17 protein-coding genes and 1 tRNA gene are annotated in these 22509 nt (G+C 51.2%); 4 read left to right on the top strand and 14 right to left on the bottom strand.

Annotated elements, in window-relative coordinates; all coding sequences use genetic code 11:
- The first annotated feature begins 144 nt into the window (after window positions 1-144).
- From ubiE to FH603_RS04595, 4 genes are all read left to right on the top strand, one after another.
- Window positions 145-879: a bifunctional demethylmenaquinone methyltransferase/2-methoxy-6-polyprenyl-1,4-benzoquinol methylase UbiE gene (gene ubiE, locus FH603_RS04610; RefSeq protein WP_186736277.1), complete on the top strand. Its 735-nt coding sequence runs from the start codon at window positions 145-147 to the stop codon at window positions 877-879.
- On the top strand, window positions 825-1562 hold the full coding sequence (porT, locus tag FH603_RS04605) for a type IX secretion/gliding motility protein PorT/SprT (protein ID WP_186736276.1): 738 nt from the start codon (window positions 825-827) through the stop codon (window positions 1560-1562). Before ubiE ends, porT begins: the two co-directional genes overlap by 55 nt.
- A gap of 320 nt (window positions 1563-1882) precedes the next feature.
- Entirely contained in the window at window positions 1883-4903 is a 3021-nt protein-coding gene (locus FH603_RS04600; RefSeq protein WP_235985541.1) for a DPP IV N-terminal domain-containing protein, read from the top strand.
- 135 nt (window positions 4904-5038) lie between these two features.
- Window positions 5039-5113 (top strand) — tRNA-Val (locus FH603_RS04595).
- 1398 nt (window positions 5114-6511) lie between these two features.
- Here the strand turns inward: FH603_RS04595 and FH603_RS04590 are convergent.
- From FH603_RS04590 to FH603_RS04525, 14 genes are all read right to left on the bottom strand, one after another.
- Window positions 6512-6736: a helix-turn-helix transcriptional regulator gene (locus FH603_RS04590; RefSeq protein ID WP_186736275.1), complete on the bottom strand. Its 225-nt coding sequence runs from the start codon at window positions 6734-6736 to the stop codon at window positions 6512-6514.
- An 843-nt stretch (window positions 6737-7579) separates the two neighbouring features.
- Complete coding sequence (locus tag FH603_RS04585) at window positions 7580-12217, bottom strand: tape measure protein (protein ID WP_186736274.1); 4638 nt, start codon at window positions 12215-12217, stop codon at window positions 7580-7582.
- 21 nt (window positions 12218-12238) lie between these two features.
- A complete protein-coding gene (locus FH603_RS04580) occupies window positions 12239-13438 on the bottom strand; it encodes a DUF6371 domain-containing protein (RefSeq protein ID WP_186736273.1) in 1200 nt (399 codons plus the stop codon).
- 129 nt (window positions 13439-13567) lie between these two features.
- The gene (locus FH603_RS04575; protein WP_235985325.1) at window positions 13568-14821 is read right to left on the bottom strand and encodes an AAA family ATPase; all 1254 of its coding nucleotides are present in this window, start codon (window positions 14819-14821) and stop codon (window positions 13568-13570) included.
- Window positions 14818-15096 (bottom strand): hypothetical protein, encoded by a 279-nt coding sequence (locus tag FH603_RS04570; RefSeq protein ID WP_186736272.1) that lies wholly within the window; start codon window positions 15094-15096, stop codon window positions 14818-14820. The genes FH603_RS04575 and FH603_RS04570 overlap by 4 nt, the downstream gene beginning before the upstream one ends.
- Window positions 15097-15112: 16 nt before the next feature.
- Complete coding sequence (locus FH603_RS04565) at window positions 15113-15526, bottom strand: hypothetical protein (protein WP_186736271.1); 414 nt, start codon at window positions 15524-15526, stop codon at window positions 15113-15115.
- Window positions 15523-15876, bottom strand: coding sequence for a helix-turn-helix domain-containing protein (locus FH603_RS04560; protein WP_186736270.1), 354 nt, complete (start codon window positions 15874-15876; stop codon window positions 15523-15525). Before FH603_RS04560 ends, FH603_RS04565 begins: the two co-directional genes overlap by 4 nt.
- A gap of 101 nt (window positions 15877-15977) precedes the next feature.
- A complete protein-coding gene (locus tag FH603_RS04555; protein WP_186736269.1) occupies window positions 15978-17060 on the bottom strand; it encodes a hypothetical protein in 1083 nt (360 codons plus the stop codon).
- Window positions 17061-17100: 40 nt separating this feature from the next.
- Complete coding sequence (locus FH603_RS04550; RefSeq protein WP_186736268.1) at window positions 17101-18363, bottom strand: site-specific integrase; 1263 nt, start codon at window positions 18361-18363, stop codon at window positions 17101-17103.
- 323 nt (window positions 18364-18686) lie between these two features.
- Window positions 18687-19595: a DUF5694 domain-containing protein gene (locus FH603_RS04545; protein ID WP_186736267.1), complete on the bottom strand. Its 909-nt coding sequence runs from the start codon at window positions 19593-19595 to the stop codon at window positions 18687-18689.
- Window positions 19596-19698: 103 nt separating this feature from the next.
- Entirely contained in the window at window positions 19699-20157 is a 459-nt protein-coding gene (locus FH603_RS04540) for a response regulator (protein ID WP_186736266.1), read from the bottom strand.
- A gap of 83 nt (window positions 20158-20240) precedes the next feature.
- On the bottom strand, window positions 20241-20741 hold the full coding sequence (locus tag FH603_RS04535) for a response regulator (protein WP_186736265.1): 501 nt from the start codon (window positions 20739-20741) through the stop codon (window positions 20241-20243).
- Window positions 20742-20996: 255 nt separating this feature from the next.
- The gene (locus tag FH603_RS04530) at window positions 20997-21506 is read right to left on the bottom strand and encodes a SixA phosphatase family protein (protein ID WP_186736264.1); all 510 of its coding nucleotides are present in this window, start codon (window positions 21504-21506) and stop codon (window positions 20997-20999) included.
- A 110-nt stretch (window positions 21507-21616) separates the two neighbouring features.
- Window positions 21617-22417, bottom strand: coding sequence for a 3-keto-disaccharide hydrolase (locus FH603_RS04525; RefSeq protein ID WP_186736263.1), 801 nt, complete (start codon window positions 22415-22417; stop codon window positions 21617-21619).
- Window positions 22418-22509: the final 92 nt, after the last annotated feature.

Genomic DNA, 22509 nt, shown 5'->3' with positions numbered 1-22509 from the left:
TAGGCCGGGAACTACGCGAAACTTTCCGAACAAACACCCGGTTTCTCAAAGAGCAAAAGAAGGTAAAGGGTAAAAAAAGCAAAACGGGCTGCGGCTTGTCAGCATTCACTCTTTTACTCATTCACACTTTTGCTCTTCACCCTAATGTCCGTCGTTCCTTACAAAGATAAAGACACGTCCAAGCGCGAGCAGGTTGCCGAAATGTTCGACAGCATTTCGCCCAAATACGACCTGCTCAATCACGTGTTGAGTGGTGGTATCGACATTTTATGGCGTAAACGGGCTATTCGGGAACTGCGCCGGACCGCCAGCAAGCCCCCCAAACGCATTCTCGACATTGCCACCGGTACCGGCGATTTCGCCCTCGAAGCGCTGGTCCTGAAGCCTGAAAAGATTGTCGGCATGGACATTTCGGAAGGCATGTTATCGGTAGGACGCGACAAGATGAAGAAGCGTGGCGTCGATCAGGTCATTGAAATGCGGTCCGGTGATTCAGAAGGTTTACCCCTGCCGGACAATGATTTCGATGCTGTCATCGTTGCATTTGGTGTGCGCAACTTCGAGAACCTGCTGAAAGGCCTTACCGACATGCACCGCGTTACGCGCCCCGGTGGTACGTGCGTCGTGCTGGAGTTCTCGAACCCGCGCCAGTTTCCGTTCAAACAGCTATACGGTTTTTACTCCCGGACTATCCTGCCGCTCATCGGGCGCATGGTAAGCAAAGACGCATCGGCTTACACCTACCTGCCCGAGTCGGTGCAGGCGTTTCCCGACGGTCCCGACTTCCTGCGTATTTATGAAGCAGCCGGATTCACCAACACCAAATGGATACCGCTCACCTTCGGCGTCGCGTCGATTTACATTGGACAAAAGCGCTAGTTGCTGCTTTTTTCGTTCTGCTGATCCACGGTCAGTCTGTTGCCCAGAGCAACTATAAATACGTGGTAAAGCACCTGGAACGATACGACGACAAACCGATTCACTACGGTTTTTTCTTTGCTGCCCCGATCACACGGTTCAGTGTTGGCTACAGCCCGGCTTTTGTCAACTCCGACTCGGCCTACCGCATCTACTCGCCCAACAAAGGCAGTTTTCGGGTGGGCTTTGTGGTGAATGCGTTCCTGAACGATCGCTTCGACCTGCGCCTTACCCCGGCTGTGTCGCTTTTCAGCCGGGAAGTCAAGTACGATTACCCGGGCGGTACCTCAAAAACAGAAATCCGCGAATCGACCTGGGTCGACCTGCCCCTGTTGTTGAAATACAAATCGGAACGACGCAATAACTCCCGCATGTACCTGCTGGCTGGCGGGGCGTTCAGCGTGGAAACGAACGTGCGCCGGAAAGAAAACACGGCTGCCAGTGGGTTGAGTACCGGCACTATGGACTTCTCCGTTGAGTATGGAGTTGGCTTCGAGCAGTTTTTCGAGTACTTCAAGTTCGCTCCCGAGATACGATTCTCGCATGGCCTGACCAACCTCTACCGCCCCACCTCCAACGCAGCCGGTATTGGTATCAACCGACTAACATCGCATACGGTTACCCTGTACCTGAACTTCGAGTAAGCAGATCCATTATACAAAAAGAGGGGAGGGCAACACGTGTTGCCCTCCCCTCTTTTTGTACTTTACTATATTTAATTTGCTGATCAGTAGACACATAAGTTACGTTTTTTCAGACAAAGCTTTCCATTGAAAAACCTATAATTAATTCCATAAAAAATTATTCAAAGCAAATAATATTCTAATTATACATAAATAGTCAGTATAAAATTTTTATAGATAACCACATCTCCCCATAATTGTCTGTCTATTACGAACACTACCCTATCTGGTCCCGGCCCGGCTATCTAATCCTGATCTATGTACTGTCAGCACGTACAACTATGAAAAACATAACGCTACCTTCTGCCACGATTGCTTACTGGCTCATTGGGCTGTTGCAGGTAATGCAACCCCAGCTAAGCCGGGCCGGCAACGCCGATTCCCTCCGCGTTACCGTGACCGAAGGAACCAACATGGCGGCCGATCTCTCGCCCGACAAAAAGCAGATCGCGATGGATCTCCAGGGTACCATCTGGCTCGTTCCCGCTACCGGTGGCCTGGCCAAACCCATTACCGATGCACTGGGCGACTGCCGCCAGCCAAGCTGGTCGCCCGACGGTAGCCAGATTGCGTTCCATGCCTTCTGGGACGGGCGGTATCACCTCTGGACGGTTTCCAAAACGGGCGGGAAACCGCGCCAGCTGACCACCGGCATTTACGATGACCGCGAACCACACTGGTCGCCCGATAGCAAACGCATTGTGTTCGCTTCGGACCGGGGCGGTAACTACGACATCTGGCAACTGACCGTAGCCGATGGTAAACTGACCCAGCTAACGACCGACAGCGGCAATGATTTCAACCCGTCGTTCTCGCCCAACGGTAGAGAAATTGCGTTTGTATCCGACCGGACCGACGCTCCGGGTCTGTACGTAATTACGCCCGGAAGTGCCGAAAAACTAATCTCCGCCAGTAAAGCAAAACTAGCGGGTCCTGCCTGGCAACCCGATGGGTCACACCTGGTCTACAATGCGCTCACCAAAGCACAGAGCGGGCTCGAAACGGCGGCCCTGACAGACAGCAAGACAGCCTGGCTGACCGAAGCAGCTGAAGATGTCTTTCCCTTTCGGGCCAGCTGGCTTTCGTCCGATGAGTATCTGTACACCGCCGACGGCCTCTTGAAACGCCGTAAGATCGGTAGCAGATCAGCACAGACGATTCCGTTCCAGGCCGTGATCGCCTTACCCCGCACGACCTACAAACGCAAAACCTACGATTTCAACAGCACCAAACCACAGGCGGTGCTGGGCATCAAAGGCCCCGTCATATCGCCTGATGGCAAACAGATTGCCTTTGCCGCCCTGGGCGATATCTGGCTGCTGACCAAAGGCAACAAGATCCCAAAAGCGCTTACCAATGGCCCGGCAATGGATGTTGAACCGACCTGGTCACCCGATGGGACTAAACTGGCTTACGTGTCCGATCGAAACGGAAATATGGACGTCTGGATTCGTGACCTGAAAACGGGGCAGGAAAAAGTGCTGGCCGACATGGCCGAAGACCTTAACTTTCCAACCTGGTCGCCCGATGGCAGCAAAGTCGCCTTTTATCAGGGCGACCCACGCAATGCCTGGGGTCGCAGTACGCTCTACACCGCCGACGTGACTTATACCGCCGACGCAACTGCGCCTAAAACGACTAAAGTACATGAGTCCCTGTTCGTGCCGAGTCAGGCCAGCTGGTCGGCCGACGGGCGAACCATTGCCGTGTCGGCGCTTCACCCCTACTCGTCGCGCTACCGGGAGGGCGTCAGCGAAGTGCTGCTGATTTCGCTCGATGGAAAAAACGATCGGTATGTATCGCCCGCTCCGGCCCATAGTCTCGGCACGCGCAGTAAAAACGGCCCGGTCTGGTCGCCCGATGGCAGCAGGATGGCCTACATCCTCGACGGACAGCTCTGGATCACAACGGTATCGTCCGACGGCACGCCCACCGGTACGCCGGTTCAGTTGACTACCGAACAGGCCGAAGCCCCCACCTGGACGGGCGACTCGAAAAGTCTGCTGTTCCTGGCGACCAATCTGCTAAAGCAGGTAACCGTGTCGGACAAACAGACCGAAACGATTCCGATGACGCTGAACTGGCAGATCAGCCAGCCCAACCAATCACTGGTTATCCACGCCGGACGGCTGTTCGATGGCAAATCGGGCACATACAGGCAAAATGTGGATATCCTTGTGGATAACAATCGAATCAAAGCCATTGAACCACACCGCGCCGGACGGACGGGAACCCTGATCGACGCATCGACAAAGACGGTCATGCCGGGTCTGTTCGAGATGCACACCCATCAGCACTCGATGGTGGGCGAAAAAATAGGGCGGTTATGGCTTTCCTACGGCATCACCTCCGTGCGGGAGCCCGGTGCCGATCCATATGATGCGCTCGAACGCAAAGAGTCGTGGGCCAGTGGTGTCCGGCCCGGCCCCCGGCAGTTTTTCACAGGTGGCCTTACCGATGGCACCCGCATTTATTACGGAGCTGCCACCAGTATCAACTCCGACGAGCAGCTCGACCGCGAACTGAACCGCGCCGTTCAGCTGGGTTATGACCTGATCAAAACATACGTTCGCATGCCTGACGCCATGCAGCAGCGCATTACCACCTTTGCCCACGCCCACGGCATCCCGGTCTCGTCGCACGAAATTTTCCCGGCCATGCGCTACGACGTCGATGCCGTTGAGCACATCGGCGGTACGAGCCGACGGGGGTACTCGCCCAAGATTACGGCCATGAACCGAAGCTACCAGGATGTGATCCAGCTACTGGCTAAATCGGGCATGAATATTACCCCGACAGCCTCGTTGCAGGGCGGCTTCTTTGTAGCCGCCAGTAAAGACCCGGCGTTCTACGAGAACCGACAGTACAAAGCCTTTTACTCGGAAGACTACAGCAATGCCTTACAGGCGGGCGCAGCGCAGATGACCAAAATCAGCCCCGGTTACCTCGCCAATTACAGCAACCTGCAAAAAAGCGTGAAAGCGTTGATAGCTGCCGGTGCGCACGTCACGACCGGCACCGACAGCCCGTTTGTACCCTACGGCCTGAGTTTACATACCGAGCTGCAAACGTTCGTCGATGCCGGCCTGAGCCCGTATGAAGCCTTGCGGTCGGCTACGCTCTGGGCCGCAGAGACGGTGGGTGCCAGCAAAGACCTGGGCTCCATAGAGCCAGGCAAGCTGGCCGACCTTGTCATCGTGAACGGCGATCCGCTCACCAACATAAAAGATGCCCTGAACGTAGAGCAGGTCATCCGCAACGGCGCTGTGTTATCGATCGAAACCTTATTAAAACAGCCCTGACGGTCAATAGCTTAGCCATTCACCTTTCTATCCACACCAATTTTTTACATTTTTTTTCAACCAACTGTTGCATCAAAGGCCAGCATCCTGCTATATTTGCACTCCCAAACGACGAAAGACAGACGGGAAAACAAAGGGAGTTTAGCTCAGCTGGTTCAGAGCATCTGCCTTACAAGCAGAGGGTCGGGGGTTCGAACCCCTCAACTCCCACACTAATAGTCAAGCACTTACAGCGTCAAAACTGTAAGTGCTTTTTTGTTTGATACACATCTTGATACACAGTTCGGCTTTAAAGAGTAGTATAAAAGCTATAGCTAGTAGGTATATTGATTATAGGAGCCGTCGAATACACTTGATCAAAACGAGTGTATAGTTGGACGAGAATACGTTTAGGTCATTCTTCCCGATCAGTTCTTTGAGTTCAAAGAAAGGGACACCCATTTTCACGCCCAGCTGCTTTGGTTAATTACATCATGACACACGACGGATGGGCGGTTGAATCCGGTTCATCGTCTTATCCTTGAAATAACTACATAATCCTACTAAGCAGAACATTTATGAAACCTATTAAACCAGTCGTTACGAATGAGAGTGAATTTATAACTTCTATCTACGCTGCGTCACACGAGCTTGTGGATAGGATTTTTTCTGAGCTGCAGGACCTCCGGAGTCGCGTTGAGTTAGTAGAAGCATTACAGTTTGTTTGGCTAACCAGGAGTCAGACGATGATCCTCCTTGATATAAGTAGTACCAAAATATGGGAGCTGAAAAAGTCAGGTGAGATTATAACGTCCGGCTCCTTATACAGTTACAAGTCATGCCGCGAGTATCTGGACAGTAAAACTGTAAGTAAGGAAGTGATCAAAGCAAGATTAGCCGATGTTATCGCTAAGAAAGATATCAACATGACCAAACAACCTGGTAAGATGCGAGGTAACCTATAAATGGACCAGCCCAACCTATCGCATGCGACAAGCCAGGCTGGTAATATTGAAGGTTAGTGAGAGTTTAGTTTACTGGTTTTCCTTAGAGAAACTCAGTAAACTAAACTTTTCCAGATCATCGTATAATTGCTGGTTGACCTGACTATGCTGTAGCTACAGTTGACCGAGCGCAGTTAACTACTGGCCGATCTATACCTAAAGTGTCACAGCAGAATACCGTGAATGATAGTGAGCGTATAACGTATATAGCCTGCCACTCCTCGTAGCCACGTAACGAGAATTCTTGATCGAGTTCCAGACGGAAACCTTTGTACCAGGTTTCGAATTGCTTTGATCCAACATTACCAAAGGCGGGGAAACTGTCATAATATTCTTCGAAGCATAGACGGGCTACCGACTCCGGAGTGGTGCTAATCGAGCGTGAAGGGGCAACTGATGTCGAAGCGATTGCGTTGTTCGTGAATTTTGAGTAAGATTGCATCGTGTTCATTGTAATAGATAGTTAGAGTGTGACACATTGCCCTTTGCTGCGTTTACGAGGCCCAGCAAAGGGCTTTTTTTATTGTCATTCGGTCCGTACAGTCCAGCGGGCAACCTTATCGGTACTATGTCGCTTTTTCTGTTCCTTATTGACTATTCAAAGGTAATGCTATAAAAGCATTAGTCAAGCTTTATTTAATATTTCTTTTAATTCTTTAATAGTATTTCTTAGCTCTATGTTCTCCTTCAATAGTTTACATGCCGCAACAGTCTGGTTAGAAGGAGTTTGCTTACCAGTTTCTATGTTAGAAACCCTCGTTTGTGGTTCTGTATAGCCTAACAATTCGCCAAATGCCCTTTGGCTTATGCCTAATAATAGGCGCAGTTCTTTAATCTCTGTGCTTTCCATAGTAATGCTTTAAAAGTATTGGTCAAACATACTGCTTTTACGCTTACAAACAAACGTATTATCAATATTAACTTGCCCTATGTATGCCCCTACACCGAGGGATACCGCTTACTCCCGGCTATGTAGGTAGAAGTAAGTGGGTAGAGGTGTACACTGCTTTGTCACTGCATGGTATCAGGCTACCTACTCACCATATGTATAGCAGCAGCTACCTACTCTGCACAAACGGTGCCTTCTGTGTAGTGCTGTACCTTATGCTGTGTGCACATGGTATATGTGGGTAGTGCATAGCACAGTACGTCAGTAGTGTATGCTGGTAGCCTGGTAGTGTAGCCTATGCTATAGCTTATATAGTCTTAGCTCTACGCCTATTACGCTGCTGTATACGCTATGCTACGTATGTTGTGGCATGCCTTCACAGTACATTATATGGTAATATTGCCGTTACTGCTATAAATAGCCTATTATGTTCTGTTATAATACTTGCTCTGTGACGGGTGCAGTCTATTAAACGTACATAGAGTCACCTGATGGAAGATCGTAGCTCCTGTGGCAAAACACCCCCCCCCTACACCCCCTTTTGAGGAACGAGCCTGGCCCCTCCTAGTCCTCTGACCACAAAAAATACAAAAAGGGATTTTCTCTTATGTCAGATGAGAGTGAGATGGCAGATGTATATGGGGAATACTTCCCTTACTCACCCTGGACAGTTCCAAAAAGGCACATCACTCACGGTCGACTGTTGCTGCTCAGTTATACGGGGTCATTCGAATGAAACCATTAGCCCGGCCTATCACACTGGATAAGCCGGGCTAATGGTCTGATCGTTCGATGCCTTTTAGCTTACCGGCTGAAAAGGTTTTGATAATACGTGGCCACGTTACCCTGGCTACGCACTTGTTTTCTGAATCCGTTCTCGTCAATGGTAACGTGTACCTGGTCACGTTCCATCTTCTCGTCTATTCGATCCATAAGTCTCTCTTGAGCTTCGAGTAAACTGGATAGGTCTTGCTTAAAGATACTTAGATCAGGTGAACCGTTTCTTGATAGCATTGCCAGCGTGTCACCCCCGATGAGGCCCGGCCTCGGCAGGCTGGCCGACAGTGAGGCGAAGGCTTCGATCTGGCGGACTAAGTTATCGTTGGAGAGTCCCATAAGCCTGCGGTTCTGCTCGGCCGTCAACACCCTTTCCCCTTTGGTCAGCATAGCGGGCACGGTGTCGATGCCGTCCGGCTGGCCGAGGCCCGCCACGAACTCTGTACCGCGAAAGAAGCGCTCACCCGTGGCCGGAACAAAGCCGCTGGCCTGCATGATAGGCACCTCATTGCCGTCAGCGTCGTAGACAGTGTGGACGGCAGTGGAGTTGACGTAGGTGATCTGGATAGGGTTTTTGTTCTTGTCGAAAACAGGGAAGTTCAGTTCACCACGACCATTCAGCGTTATGGGTACTTTCGGGTTACCCGACGTGTTCAGGTCGTTGGCGTCCAGGTATTCCGCCATGTTGATCTGGTTACCCAGGCTTGTTGCGGCAATCGTACTTATAGCCCCTTCTATGTCGGCAATGGAAGCGTTAATCTTGCCAGCGTTTAAGAAGTTGCGTTTGCTTCTCAGAATTGCTATCTCTGCCTGAAGTTCAGCGATTTGAATTCTCTTCGTCGCCTCGAAAATTTCATTCCTCGAATTGATGACAGCCACTTTATAGTCGAAGTTGGCTTTCTTCTTCTCCTGAGCCGATTGCCGTTCTTTCTCCGTTATCTGATCCTGAATGGCCGTAATCTTATCCTTCGAATCGGCTTCCAGGGCGTTGACTGCATCTTTCTCCTGAGCTTTGGCCTCCTGACTGGCAAGGCTGGTGGCCTTCGCCTTATCACTCATGGCCGTCTGGTACTCGGCGTGTTTATCGGCAATAAGTTTGTTGAACGACGAGGTGATCTGCTCTACCTCAGCAGCCGTAGCGCCCGACTCAGCCGCTCGCTGTAGCTCACGCTGTTTAGCCGCTTCCAGGGCCGCTACTTCCCGAGCTTCACCCTCAGACAACAGCCGGGAGCGGTAGTCACTGTCTTCCTGAAGGCGTAGCTGCTTATCGGAGTAGAATATGTCGGTAGCGGCTTTCTCCGCCGATAGCACCTCGTTGACCTTCGCAATCTCAGCGTCTTTGGCCGCAGTAAAGGCTTTCAGCTCGGCGTCAATCTTAGCCAGTCGGTTATCCAATACCCGTTGAGCTTCCTCAATGTCCAGATTCGCCGCGTTGATAAGCGACTGCTGGATGGCGATGTCGTAATCCCGGCGAGCCGCAAGCATACCCTCTATGTGCTCTTTAACCTTACTGCCCGCATCGGCCTGCACCTGGGCAACCTGCTGGTTATACGCCAGCGTCGCGTCTATCCGGTCCTGACCGACAGCAAACTGCTTTTCCTTGTCGTAGTAGGCAATCAGCAGCTCTTCCCGACGCGCAAAGTTGCCCTCGTAAAGCTGTAGGTCGGCTTCGAGCGCCGTTTTGTTCATCTCGGAAATTGTCTCGAAGTAGAAACGGTAGGCTTCCCGAGTTACCGCCAGTGCGTCAGCGATGGCCTGGTAAGAGGCCCGGTACATCTCCGTGAGTGCGGCATCAGCGGCCTGGGCGAGCTGGAACACCATGCTTATCATGCCCAGCGTTGCGGCCGACGATGCCGCCGTGGCTGCGGCCACATCTTTCTGGGCACCGGCCACTTTGGTGCTGGCCTCGGCAATACGCTTCTCACCTTCCAGTCCGGCATCCGAGTACTGGGCCTTGATGAACTGTAAGCTCAACTGGGCCTGGGATAGCCGGTCTTCCGCCCCCTGCTTGGCGAGACCCGACAGCGCATCCCAGTCCATGTAAACGGATTTGATGGCTTTTCCGAGCTGACCGACCAGGCCCGACTCCTGGGAAAGAAAGTCCATCGTCAAGCCAAACAACTGCTTTTTCGAGGCAATCTGAATCTGAGCAGTTTCCTTTTCCAGATCGGCCGTTTCTTTGTGGGCATCCTGGATGGCCTTCTCGGTCTCTTTGGTGTCCTTGAGCTTCTGGCGGACGATGTTGGTGTATTTGGTGCTCCCCTCCTGGTAGACGGTTTCCAGCTCCTTCCACTGTTTGATCTCCATTGCTCCCTTCGACTGCATCTTGTCGATCTCGTACTGGATGGCATCGCCAAACACCACCCGGTAGCGGGCTTCAATGGCGGCTTTGTCGGCTTCACCCTTTTCGTGGATCGCCAGAATTTTGGTCTGAGCCTCCAGAACGAGTGCGACGCGCTGATCTTCCGAAATCTTCCGGCTGACGGTCACGCGGTTGACGGCTTCGATCTCGGCCTTTACTCTGGCCTCTACCGCTTCAATTTCTTCTTTGTAGTTGTTAGTTGCCCCGGCCGTCAGCAGCGCTTTTATCTGAGCGGCTGACAGTAACGTTATTTGCTTGACCTTCGCGGTGTGATCTTCCAGGGCTTTGATCTCCGTAGCCTGGGCATCCCCCGTGATCCTGGCAACGTTTTTCTTGTTGAGAGCCACCTCAGCGGCCGTGCTCTGGTTGGCTGCTTTGAGCTGATCCATGACCAGCGCGTGACGTACCCGCTCATCCTTGAGCGCCTGCGCCTTTTCTTCTTCCTTGATCCGGCTAACCTTCAAACTCGACTCACCGTAGGCACCCTCGACATTCACTAAGCCGACCTTTATGTCCCGGAGCTGGGTTTCCAGACTTCCTTTCCATATCTGACTGATCTCACCCGTACCCTTCTGGTTGGCGAGCACCCGAAGGTTGATGTCCTTCTGCATGGCGTCATACAGCTTGGCAGCACTACCCTGAGCGATCTCCTGATACTCTTTACTCAGGCCCGCCAGTAACTCGGACTCACGCTTGAAGAGTTCGGTGCGTTTGGTGCCCAGCTCTTCCACTTTGTAGGCTTCGCGGGCGAGGTCGATCCGTTTTTTGTACGTTTCGTTGACGCCACCCAGAATGTAGCCGAGTTCGGCGTTGGAGGTTTTCTCGGCATCCAGCCCGGCAAACATTTCGGGAAACTTGGCAATCAAGACTTCCATTGCCTGGGTCCGCTTGAGGGTGCCCACCTCAGCGGCGTACACGTTGGCGACCAGCGCCTGAAGCTCGCTCTGCTCTTTCCTGATGGCGATTTCCTGATCCCCGATGGCCTGGGTTGTCTCCGCCGTTACCGCATTGTACGCCTGCCAGGCCGTGTAGGCGGCACCCACGAGCGTAACGACAATACCAATCGGGTTAGCGGCCAGCGCAGCCCACAGCCCACGAGCGGCCACCGTAGCGGCCAGTTGGGACGCTGTAAAAACGGTGTGCTGCTGGGTAACCCGCTGAACGGCCAAAAGGTAGGCACCGTAAACGACATTACTCGCCACGGTGAGGGCTGTCGTAGCAGCCGTAGCCGTGCCCTGGGCCACCGTAGCCAGCCGCCAGGTGACCACTGCGGCCGTCGCGGCTTTGAACCAGCTCACAGTGCGTTCGATGGCTTCGTTACTGCCCGCCACAGAGTCGATAAACCGGGCTAACCCGCTGATGGTCGCTTTAAGGCCATTTTCGTAGAAGTCACCGATCCGGGCTTTCGCCAGGAAGAAACGGTCGGCCATGTTACTCACCTGACCGCCCAGCGTCTGGGCCTGAAGCGTCATGAGGTTGTAATACCGGCCACCTTCCTGGGAGGCATCCATGACCGCCTTTTTAACCTGGTCGAAGCTGATGGTGTGCGCCTCGGCCATTTTGATGATAGCGGCACGAGGCTTGTTCATGGATTCGGCCAACAGGTCGTAAATGGGAATACCATTTTCGGCAAACTGGTTGATCTCCTGCTTCATCAGCTTGCCCTTGTTCATTACGTCGGTGTACGCCTTCGCCAGCAGCGGCAGCTTCTCCTGGCCCGCGATGGCCGACATGTTGCCCAGCGCCTGGAGCGTCGGTATCAGCTCCTGGGTAGCCACACCCATGCCTTTGAGCATGAAGGTCGTCTGGAACAGGTTCTCCACCTCAAAGGGTGTCTCCTTCGCTAGTTTGATGATGTCGGTATACAGGGCGTTTACCTCCCGTTTATCCCCGATCATCTGGGTCAGGCCCGTCTTGAAAATGTCGATCTTACTCTTGGCATCAATGACGCCTTTGCCGAACTCCAGTATCTCATACAGCGAGAAGGAGGCGCTGACGATGGTGCGGAAGTCGCGGAGCTGGCTGGTGATACTGTCAACACCCCCACCCACGGAGCGGATCGCGGCCGTCTGTGCCGTAGCGCCCTGCTGAACAGCGGCTGTGGTGGCCCGCTGGGCATTGGTCACTGAGTTGAAACCCGCAATCTGCTGGTTGGTGGCCGCAATGATCTGGTTGGTTTGCTGCTGAACGGCAGCGGCCATCTGGTTACTCAGGGCGATGATCTGGGCGAGCTGACCCGAAACCGTGGGCAGGTTGCTAATCGCGTCGAACTGGTAACGGATACTCTCGGTGCGCGTTGACATGTTCTTGGGGTTTTAAATGGGTTACACGTTTGTTGGTTCGAGAATGGGGAGATCTTCAGTGCCGGGTGGGTCCCATTCAGGCGGGTAGTTGGTGCTTGGCTCGACCGACAACTTTTCTCCAAAAATGGGTTTACCACCTACCGGGGTGTAGCGAGGCCAAGTGAGCATGTCTCGAAGGTCTACGTTAGTTACTCCGGGTGGAGCATTATCTTCAAGGTAGTGGCTGGTTCTAACCTTATGGCCAATTTGCTGGAGTAGGAAGGCTTTTGCGTTCCACTCGTCATACTTGCCCGTGTCAGGCCACAACACGACATTACGGCCACGAAGTACTTCGAATCGTTCGGGATCATTCCATTTCCCGCCAGTTACTCCCCCTGTAGCTAACCAGATGTAGTCATTCCAGATAGCAGCAAAGACAATGGCCGTACTTTCCCCCTCGACAAGGGCAATACGCTTATTGGGGTATTGGGATAACAAGTGCTCACCAAAATAGCACTGTTGCAGGTTTGGTGTTTTTTCCTGCGAAAGACTCTTACCCGCAAACCAAACTTTGTTCGCTTCCGGGTCCGATCCGTACTGGCGCGTATGAGGGTTCCATCGGTGGGCAATGTCTTCGGCTTTGGCCCGACGTCCGGTCTGTGGGTGGAACGGAATCACCTTGACCTGCCGAAGATTCCCGGCCACATCGAACTGTGGCAGACAGGCAGATAGGGCGTTTTCGTATTGCCACCTTCGGGATGTGCCGATCCGGTACTCAACGAACAAGTGGTGAGCGGTGGGTTGGTCGAACAACTCGCACAGGTAGCAGTAGAGGCCGTTGCGTTCATACTGCTGTTGGCAACGGGCGTACAACTCGCCTGGCAGATAGTCGACCGGGCGCAGTGGCGGCTCGGTCACTGATAGCCGCGTTCGGTTGATGGACCTTCGCGGTGTGCTGTCGATTCCATACTGTTGGCGCAGGTCGACCAGTGCTGTCGCATAATCCACCCCGTAGGTTTGACAATATGCCGTAACCGGATAGTAGCGCTTGCCCTGCTGGAAGTCCTGCACGTATGGTTTCCCCTGCTTATCGGCTCGATAGAAGACCTCGGCACTGTGCTTGGTCTGATCGAAAAGCCGGATGGGTTGCCCGTTACGCGTCAGGTGCTGGCCCGTCAAGTCGGACAGGATAGCCGTTCCATAGTCGGTTTCTAACTGGTCTAAAAGGGAATCTGTACTCATGATCCAGGGAATATTTGTTCTTTAGTGGCAAGCTGGCAAAACACATGGCAACGCATTTTGCCACTATGGTTTTTGATGGTGGCAAAGGCAAAGGCCATATAGGGGGTTTGCCTTTGCCACCATCAAAAACTAGCCTATCGGCTCCATTTTGTAATACTCATTCTTGCCCTCACGGCAGTCCGCCAACCGGGCAGGTTTACCTTCCTCGTTATACATTTCTATTCCTTGCTCCATCATAGTTCTTAGCCGTTCACGGATAGTTCTATTGCTGGACGAAAACTCGGTCATGAGCGTATCTACCACGCTGCCTTTGGGTACTGGCCCTTCGGATAGTAGACTGGTCAGGCGGTCGGCCATGTCCTGTACATCCGCCTTGTGTTTACGCTGGTTGATGTGTTCGGCTACCTGTGCAGCGTCGGCCAAAACCAGTCCTTTAGCCTGGTCACAATAGCGGAGATAGATCGGATCGGGTCGTTTCCCGCGTCGCAGTTTGAGAAAGCGGAGCCGGATTAGCTCACTATCCACGCCATTGGAGTCTTTCTCAAAACCAATCTGTAAGACGCTGCTCGCCTTGTTGGCAGCTTCGGTTCCGGTGTGGCCTCTGGCCTTGTCCGTCCCTGGGTTTTGGTGGATGACCAGTAAGAATGTGGCGTTATGCCGGTCGCAGAGGTTCCCCAGAAAATCGAACAGCTTCATTGTCTCTTCTGAGTCGTTAAAGTCTCCGATGGCGTCAGTTACGACGTCAATAAGGGCGAACAGGTGTAGGCTCGTGGACTGACGCACGTGGCCAATGAAGGCATCTATAGCTGCGAAGCGTTGTTTCCGCTCGATATGTTTGATGCTGGTAAAACGAAAGCTCTCGGGCTTGTCTGCCAGCAGGAAGCCAGCCTTTAGTTTGATCTGCTGAACGGCGAAGGGGAGTTCTTCACTCTGGTTCCGCTCGGTGTCGATATAGCACACACAAAACCGCTCTATCACAGCTCGTTTGAAGTCCATAAACTGCGAATCATGCGTGTCGTTTGTGGTCAACATCAATGCAGCCAATGTTTCGGCCAGACGGGACTTGTGACTGCCATACGCTCCCTGAATGATGTTGATCGTTCCCCGGCCAATAATCCCGGATTCAAGTCGACTAATCAGAGGGGGGCTGAACACAACCTCTTTCGTGGCCGCTTCACCCAGGGCACATTCCCGTTCCAACAGGCTCGTCAGTAGAAGAGTCGGGTCCGCCTGTTTACCCCTGGCGGATTGCGAAGGCTGAGCCCTGCTTCGCTCTTCCTCCGTTTCCATTTCCTCGACAATAGGCAGACGAAGGAAGTTGGATAAATTTGTATCTTTCCGCACTTCAGTACTACGGAGGGGGGATCGTGCTTGCTGGCTCATATTTTCTCCTCCGTTTTTTGCGTTTTGGCCTGGGTGATAAGCATCGCCAGGTAAGGTTGAGATGCTTCTGGTGTACGGGAATCACGAGATAACTCTTCGAGTTTTTCGAGTGGAACGTAAAAGCCGCTGCGGGCTGGTGTCCACTCCGAAAGCGAGAACAAAAGGTCCGAAAAGTCACCCTCACTCCATGATGCGTTACTCTCAAGCAATGGCTGTATGCGCTTCTGCTGGTCTTTTATGAGCTGTAGTTCGGCTGGGCTGGGTTTGTTCTTCATGAGGATACAGAACGGGTTAAAGATCAGGGGTAGCCAGATGCGCAATAGGGTGACGCTGGTTGTAAGGAGAGATCGGCGAGGTCGACTTGGGGATCGTTAGCACGTAAGCCTCAAACCACCGCTTGAAACCATTGAGTGAGAAGGAGACGCACACAGTTATACCCGACTTGATGAGAGCTGCGTTGGTTTCCTTCTGGGCGTCGGTTGGTTTCCGGCAATCGACTTCAACCAGTACGGTTTTACCCTCGACTATGGCCAACACCGCATGAAACCAGGAGTTTTCTTGTTTAGGTATGAACTCGTGAGGGACCAGGCAGCGGCTACCGTCGACGACTATTCGTTTGGCACAGTAGCCATGAAGTTCGAAGTGCCGAGCGATGCTGCAAGCCAAGCTCAACTTGGCGAGTTGATGCATGGGGGTCGTGCTCATGCGTTCCGGCTCATTAGGTCGGCATTGACCTCGGCTTGTAATTCAGTTGCCGTTTTACGGCGCCCCTCTTGAACCCACTTAGTTAGCTCTTCGCGAGAAAAGTATAGCTTCCGAATACCATCTTTCTTCATGAAGGGGATGCCTCTACGTCCAACGAGAGCATAGATAGTCGGAACCGCGAGATTGACGTGCTCAGAGGCTTGCTTAATAGTGAGCAGGTCTTGGCTTTGCGGAGGAATTTCCGGGATTTTCCGGGACTGACTTAGTAGAAGCGTTAGATGGTCAACCTTACGCGATAACTCATACACAGCACTTGGAAGCTGGTCGAAGGAGATTGGTTGTGTTTGCATCTGTTCTGTTAGTAATATTAGTAACAGAGGCAAAGGAAGTAGTTGGGATAGAGTGATAGAAATGGGGATTTCGGGGACAATTATCCCCGTTTGTTACACCCTCATTTCAAGCTATTTCGTATCGTTTTAATGTCGGCATCATAATACAATGGGGGTGTTGTAAATTTTTTCTTGATGTCTGAAGGTTTACTCTCCTTCATGTCTGCAAATACCACCCTTAGAAACTCATAAAAAGCTGGATGTCTTTTCCTGGAACCAAACACCTCTCTATGAATTATGTAGTAAGCATAACGTATATGCTCTTTAGTGAGATTAATTGGTGGAATTAATTCAACCTTACCTGGCACAGAATCAGTCAGCACTAAGTGTTTAGTGTACTCAACGAGTCGTTTGAAGTCTTCATCTTTCATAATCTTTACATTATTAGTATGACTATTACCGCGAAAAATAGCCAACTGCTCTTCCACTACCGCCAACCTCCTGGCCTCTTCAGCGGTTATTACCTTCTGGTCGGTAACTTGACCTAGGTCAAAATTCTCTAGATAAAGTGCGAACAGATAGTTACTTTGAGCAAATAGGTATTTGTCTATCAAAGCCCAGTCCATACAAATGGGGGATATCCTAACTGCTGATGACAGATGATCGAGAGTGTAGGTTTCATGAGCAAGCTGGCGGGCCATATTAAGGTAACTCTGATCTATGTTAATGTCTGTCAACTCACAGAGTGCTTCACGCCGGCGAAATGTTATTGGTTCGGCATCCTGTTCTCCAATATAAGCCCACCGTTTAGCGCCAGCGAGTGCCTCTTGAAATATTCTCATCGGAATGCCTTTTGCCTTAAGTCCTTTTAACTCCTGGTCAAATTCTGCTTTTCTTATCTCTAGTGACTTTGGAGCATCCCTCATACTAGGACGAACTTGTAATGCCCACTCAGTGAACTGACGAGCCTCCTGCAAGTCGAAAGGCGAGAGGGTTATAATATCAAACTGGATCAGTTCCTCCCAAGTCTGACAATTTTCCAGTTTGCTGAGCAAGTCGACCGAGTCAAACTCACCAAGGTAGTGTAGCTTTTTTTCCAGGCCATGCTTCTGCCAGAATGCAAGACGGTCAGCATATACGTTGCACTGCCTAAACTCAGGGAGTAGTTTATTTAGATTTAACGTATGGGGAGGTTGGGCTGTCATTTTAAAGGGTCATTTATAGATTAGCGATACGTTGAAAATGTTACGGCTTGAACTTGGTCAAGGCTAGCGCATACTCCCGTTTTACGTCGTCCTCAAAGCTATCAAGGTAGCTCTCTGTCGTACGTAGATCGTGGTGGCCTAGGCTTTCGCTGATGAACTCAATGGGTGCTCCAGATCGCTTCAGAACCGTGCTGAATGAGTGCCGGGCTGTGTAGGTGGTAACGGGCTTGTCAACGCCTAACTCAATAGCGATGCGCCCTACATACTTATTAATGGAGCGAGTAAGATACTGGACTAGCTCGCGCTCCCGCTGAGGTGTCACATCTGGTGGAAGAATCGGAAAAACGTAGCTGTCTGGTGCTTGGTGCTGGTTTGCCCACTTATCCAAGATAGACCGTGAAGCATCGGTCAGGATCACCACGACGGCTTTCTGATTCCTACGCTTGGTCCTGGCTGTCTTGGCTCGAATGAATGTTACTCTGTCCCCCTCAATGTCTTTCCAACGTAGTCGACAGATGTCTTTAATGTTGATGCCGTTGCAGAGGTAAGAGAAGAACCAGAAGTCTTTTGCTCGGTCAGGCAAACTACCGACCTCCGTTTTGTACTGATATATCTTTTCAATCTCGGCCAATGTGAGTGCCTTTTTAATATTCCGAGCTGCTGGCACTTCGTATCGATTCTTACCGAAGGGATATTCTTCAACCGTAATTATCCCCTTCGTTTTGGCTGCATTAACGATAGTCCGTACGTTACGTAGGTAGATACTAACGGTAGTAACGGACTTGTTTCGTTCTATCAACCAGTCATCATACTTCTCAAGTAATGCAGGAGTAATCTCCTCGAAGCGTAAGCGAGCCTTAAAGCTCTTGAGCGAGTTAAGCGTAGTGCGATAGATAGAAGCAGTTGAGACGCTACCTTGCTTTTCTAGCTTCTTTACTTGCTCCTCGAATGCGTGATATACATCCTCAGCCTTAGACTTAGCATCACTGGTGTGATCAGTGAAGTAGAGCTTTTCAAACCGGGCAAAGGTGAACCGCGGTATATCCTTGAAAACGGTATCAGCATCGCTTTCATACGACTTTATCTTGTCTCTCACCTCTCTGATGCGCTCGTCCCTAAGTCGTTCGCCGTTCAGCTTCTCCCACTCTATAGAGGTTAAGTCAGGTAGCTTGAGGCTATAATATTTCCTTTCCCGCTGAAACGTTACCCGTAAACGCAACGGGTATGTACCGTCCTGCTTTTGTCGACGCGTATCTAGTACGACAGCGGCCGTAGGTTTTGGTTCTCTTGGCGTCTTAACCATAAAACTGACGACCCTTTTTTAAGTAGGCAGAGGATCGGTAGATGTTTGCGTTTGATACACGAATTGATACACAAACATACGCAATAGAAATGACTTGACATCAATTCATATAATCTATTTGTTAGCTATACATCTGTTTTTCAATATTTTATATTACTTCCTATCATTTCATAATATGCTATATAACCCCCTAACATCTGCCTTACAAGCAGAGGGTCGGGGGTTCGAACCCCTCAACTCCCACTACTAAAAATGAAAGGGTTACGTCAGAAATGATCGTAACCCTTTTTTATTGTTTGCCTGAATCCCGGCGCATGTCCCTACTACTTGTGATTCAAATACGGCACTGACTCAACCAGCTTATACGCTGGATCATCGCGAAAAATGCTCTGCAACGAGCCAATGTGAGCCACGCCAATGATGACGACGATCTTCTTCGCCTGTTGCGCCAGTTGAGCAGTAACGATGTTGCTGTAAATTTTGTAATCCCTGTTTTTGAAAACAGAAATGAGTTCTGCTCCAATATAGGCCGGGTTGACAAAGGCCGTATCGACCATTTTGTCTGGATTGGTGAAGTGTCCGTTGGTTACACGCGCTGGTGTCATGTACCGCAGATGATATACTTTTTGAACCGTCTCCGGCTGATTTAAGAACCGGATGTAGTTACTGAAAGACAGGCTGCCCGCCTGAATCTGCGTGTATTTTTCCGTGACAAGGGCCCTCAATCGGGCGTTCTCCTGCAGATAAAGTTCGATATTGTGGCCGTTGCTCAGAATACTCTGTGAGGTGCCCCCCGGTGCATTTACGCCAACTATCTTTTTCAGACCAAGCTGTTTACCCAGTGTAAAACCCAGTTGATACTCCTCGGCACGGCCATCGGGAAGATCGGCGAGCGCCAGTTTATTGTTGAGAAAGAGCGTATAAAGGCTATCCAGTGCTGGCTGGTCGGCCGGTAGCCGTTCAACAAGGATCAAATCGGGTTTGTAAGCTTTTATCCGGTTCACGACCTCGGCCAGTTCCTGTTGCCACCTGGGCGTAAAAGCATCTGTGTTGGGATTACCTTTCCTGTACACCTGCTGGAGGTGATCACAGCCAACGAACATAATCTGAGCAGGGGTAGACTGGGCCAGCAGTGAAAATGGAAACAGTAATCCTGTCAATAAAATAATAACGCGCAGGCACATACTAGTAGCGATCCGGTTGGTGATTTCCCGGTATTTACCAAGATACATGCCAATAAGTTAATAGGGTAATAGTCAGACTGAACGGGTATCGACCGGTGGAGCGATCGTCCAAAACCGTACAACTATCGTCCACTAACGGACGTCGCGGTACTTACGCCCCCTGACGGGCGATACTGTAACCCGGCAACGTCACTTCCTTAAACCAGTACTGAATAAGCAGGTTGAGGAACGAATGCCATTCGCTATAGGCTCTGGGTTTCATAAAGAAAGAAGCAACACCCCGGTCATAGGCTTCCTCGATCATGCTTCTATCATCGGTATCGCTCAGTACAATGACCGGAATCGAACTCCGCAGCGCCCGTTTCTGCAGTTCATCGAACAGCGCGTAATCAGCTTTCGACAGCTCGTTATGGTCGACCAACAACAGAGTTGGGAGGGAGGATGGCGTTCGCTGGATGGTTTCCAGATACGACAGCGCCGACGGTATCGTGTCTTTACTGATTAGTGAAATACCGGCCTGGTTTTGCTGATATACATCGATATGCGCTTTATGCTCCCCATCGCTTTCAATGATTACTATTGTATTTAGCTGATTGGCGGTGCTGCGCATCACTAGTTGCGGAAAGAAGTAGACTAACAAAGATAGATTATTCAGCTCTATGTAACTAGTATAGTCTTACATTCAGGAACACACTAGCTGGCTTGCGAACGTGGATACTGCGGTAGCCCGGTATGTTGCAAAGTCCCCCACCGCTGGGTTGAATATTCGTCTGTCGGTTCGTTCGGCAAACGTACATCCGACTGTGTCCAGTAAGTCAGCAAAGTCCGGGCAAATTGTGTCCAGTCCTGAGGACGCTTGAAAACAGAGATAGTCCCCTGCTGATACAGGCGCTCCACAAAGCTGCTGTCGTTGTTCCGGCTGAAGGCAATCACGGGCGTGGCAGAGCAGTAAGGGTGTTTCTTAAGCTGGGGCACGATACTCGTTCTGTAGCCATTCGAGTCGTCCAGATCGACAATAATCAATGAGGGGCGTTTGGGATCATTTCCTGCAGCTTCGTCCAGCCATCGAAGCACATCGCTGTCCGGCGACTTAGTGATGCAATGAACCCGCACACCATCGTTTGTAAAGGCTTCGGTCAACGAACTACATTCGTGCTGATTGGTGGTAATAATCAAAACGGATAACAGGCGCATACTGACTAAGATTCTATACTAAATGGTGGCAACTAGTTCTCTACTACAGAGGTACTTGCTGACAGAAATGCAAGCGACAACTGATAAACGAATAAATATAATTTGTAGAGGGTTTGTTCAACAAAACTACATAGTTTTTTTTGAGATTATAACTCCTGTTGTTCCACCTACCCTATAAAACGAGTCGCTTACTGCGACAGCAGCTGTTTGCGCGAGACAAAACAGGCTGGCCAGGTAAAAAGGGGTGTTGTCCGGCTAAGGCTGTGTAGGCTGTCCATATGTTTTTTCGGACAGGTCGATGGTTCTACCAAACAGCCCACGTTTGATGCGCAGGACAAACAGATTGTCGAAATCACCCGACTCGATGGTTCGCAGGGTGGGCGACGCGCCCAGGCCCCGGGCTATGTCTAGCACTGTATTGCTGTGTCCAACAACCAATACTGTTTTGGTGCGGATGCGGTTAACCCGGTCGACGAGCGCGCTGGTGAGTTTAGGTGCGTAGTCGACCAGTTGAAGGGAGAGCCGCTGAGCCAGTGGTTCGGCCGTCTGTCGGGTTCGGCGGTAAGGCGTTGTGAAGATAGAGTCGATACCCCGTTTGGCGAGGGTGTCGGCCAGGGCTATCGCGCGCTGTTTGCCAGCCGGGCTAAGATCGGTGGAGTCCGTCTCATCTACTTTTTCAGCATGACGAACGATGTAAACGGTGGTTGTGGAACAGGCGGCTAGCGAGAAAGCCAGGAAAAGTAAGGCAGGAAAACGTAAACGCATAAGGATTGATTAGTTTGATAGATACCAAAACGGGCTGAAGTCCGTGTTACGTAACACGGACTTCAGCCCGTTTTGGTACAGACAGAACAGTTTACAGACACAAACAACGGTTACAACTCTCGCACCCAGATGTTACGGTAACCAACCGGATTGCCATGGTCCTGTAACAGAATTGGACCCGCGCCGTGGGCCTGTACTTTGGGGTAGCCGATGTACTCGGTTGTACCGCGAATGGCTGCATGGTTCTGCACCAGCACCCCATTGAGCAAGACCGTCACGTAGGCATAATCGAGCATCAGACCAGCTTTATTGAAGCGGGGTGCCTGATAAATGATGTCATACGACTGCCACTCACCCGGCTTGCGGCTGGGGTTAGCCAACGGAATGGCCTGTTTGTAGATCGAGCCAACCATACCGTTCACATATGTCTTGTTGTCATAATTGTCGAGAACCTGCAGTTCGTACCGGCCCTGCAGAAAAATACCGCTGTTTCCCCGTCCCTGCCCGTTGCCTTCAACTTTCTCGGGCGTTTTGAATTCCAGGTGCATCTGAAAATCGGTGAACTCTTTTTTGGAACGAGCCGAGAACCCTTTGGTCGAGTACATCACGCCATCGGTTACGGGCCATTTCAGGGGACCCTCATTGACTTTCTCCCAGTTGGCGGGGGAGTAACCTTTGATAGCCAGCCACTGATCTGCGTTTTTACCGTCGAACAGAATAGTCGCATCAGAGGGGGGCGTAGTGCCCGATGTATTGGCTGAAGTCGTACCAGGGGTAACAACGGGTGGTACAGGCTCCCAGATTTCAGTGGATTCGGGCGATTGTTTGCTGGGTTGAACCTGTGCAATAGACACAGTAGCCAAACTCATCAGCGCAACGCAGGCGGCAAGCGATAAAGGGCTGTTCTTCATGGAAATTGTTGGGGTTGATAAATCGTCAATAAAACGGTCAAAGATAGGGCAAATGGTGTATTACGTCCTTTTATGGTGAAAAAATGGTAAAT

The organism is Spirosoma utsteinense, assembly GCF_014282275.1.
Lineage (GTDB): Bacteria > Bacteroidota > Bacteroidia > Cytophagales > Spirosomataceae > Spirosoma > Spirosoma utsteinense.
The sequence above is the reverse complement of the archived record's forward strand: the minus strand, read 5'-3'. Positions and strand labels throughout refer to the sequence as shown.